We start from the raw sequence: 1,634 nt of genomic DNA on the forward strand, positions 1-1,634 counted from the left end.
ATAGTCGGAGCGATCACGAAGCAGCAGGGTGAACTTCACCAGCTCCTCCATCACGTCGACGACACGGTCGTAGTACGAAGAGGGTTTCATGCGACCCGCCTCGTCGAATTCCAGGTAGGCCTTCGGCACGGACGACTGGTTAGGGATGGTGAACATGCGCATCCAGCGGCCGAGGACGCGCAGCTGGTTGACCACGTTGAACGACTGCGAGCCACCGCAGACCTGCATCACCGCAAGGGTTTTGCCTTGGGTCGGGCGCACGGCGCCCATGCTCAGTGGAATCCAGTCGATCTGCGATTTGAACACGCCAGTCATTGCGCCGTGGCGTTCTGGCGAGCACCAGACCATGCCTTCCGACCACAGCACCAGGTCGCGCAGCTCCTTGACCATGGGGTGGTCATCGGGCACGTCATCCGCCAGCGGCAGCCCGGTCGGATTGAATATCCGCGTCTCGGCACCGAAGTGTTCCAGCAGGCGTGCAGCTTCTTCCGTCAGCAGGCGGCTGAAGGAGCGTTCGCGGGTCGATCCGTACAGCAGCAGGATGCGAGGCTTATGGGTGGACTTTTGCTCGACTGCCAGCTTGTCTGCTGTCGGCAGTTCGACCAGATCGTTGTCGATGTTGGGGATGTGGTGTTCGGTCATGATTTACTCCTGAGACAAGGCGCCAGATGGCTGATCGAACCAGCGGCGCTTGAGCCACAAGGCCACGCCCACCAGGGAGATCAGTACCGGCACTTCCACCAAGGGCCCGATGACGGTGGCAAACGCGACCGGCGAGGCAAGACCGAAGGTGGCGATGGCCACGGCAATGGCCAGTTCAAAATTGTTACTCGCTGCGGTGAACGCCAGAGCAGTGGTACGTGGGTAGTCAGCTTCCAGCAGCTTGCCCATCCAGAAGCTGATGAAGAACATCACCACGAAGTAGATAGTCAGCGGGATAGCGATGCGCAGCACATCCAGCGGCAGTTGCAGCACCATGTCGCCTTTCAGGCTGAACATGGCCACGATGGTCAGCAGCAACGCCAAGAGCGTCAGCGGGCTGATCCTCGGAATGAAGCGCTCCTGGTACCAGGTCTCGCCCTTGCTGCTGATCAGAATCTTGCGGGTCAGGAAGCCGGCCAGGAACGGGATGCCCAGGTAGATCAGTACCGATTGGGCGATGTCGAGGAAGCTGGTCTCGATGACGCTACCCTCAAGGCCAAACAGAGGTGGCAGCAGGCCAAGGAAGATCCAGGCGTACACGCTGAAGAACAGGATCTGGAAAATGCTGTTGAAGGCGACCAGGCCCGCCACGTACTGGTTGTTGCCACCGGCGATCTGGTTCCACACCAGCACCATGGCGATGCAGCGCGCCAAGCCGATGAGGATCAGGCCAGTCATGTACTCAGGCTTGTCGGAAAGGAACACTACTGCCAGCCCGAACATCAGTACCGGGCCGATTACCCAGTTCTGGACCAGCGACAGCACGAGGATGCGCTTGTCCTTGAAAACCTGAGGCAGTTCCTCGTATTTCACCTTCGCCAGCGGCGGGTACATCATGACGATGAGGCCAATCGCGATGGGGATGTTTGTCGAGCCTACCGACAGGCTATTCAGCCACGCAGGCAATCCCTGGAACAGGCTGCCCAGACCAA

Annotated in this window: 2 protein-coding genes; both read right to left on the minus strand. The window is 59.7% G+C overall.

What is annotated here, in order from left to right; translation table 11 throughout:
- Nucleotides 1-642, minus strand: a 642-nt coding sequence (arsH, locus tag DM373_RS28330; protein ID WP_110996606.1) for an arsenical resistance protein ArsH, incomplete at its 3' end; no start/stop codon positions are given.
- A 3-nt stretch (nt 643-645) separates the two neighbouring features.
- Nucleotides 646-1,634 (minus strand): ACR3 family arsenite efflux transporter (gene arsB, locus DM373_RS28335; RefSeq protein WP_110996607.1); only part of this gene is annotated, 989 nt, incomplete at its 5' end.

The organism is Pseudomonas sichuanensis (assembly GCF_003231305.1).
GTDB lineage: Bacteria > Pseudomonadota > Gammaproteobacteria > Pseudomonadales > Pseudomonadaceae > Aquipseudomonas > Aquipseudomonas sichuanensis.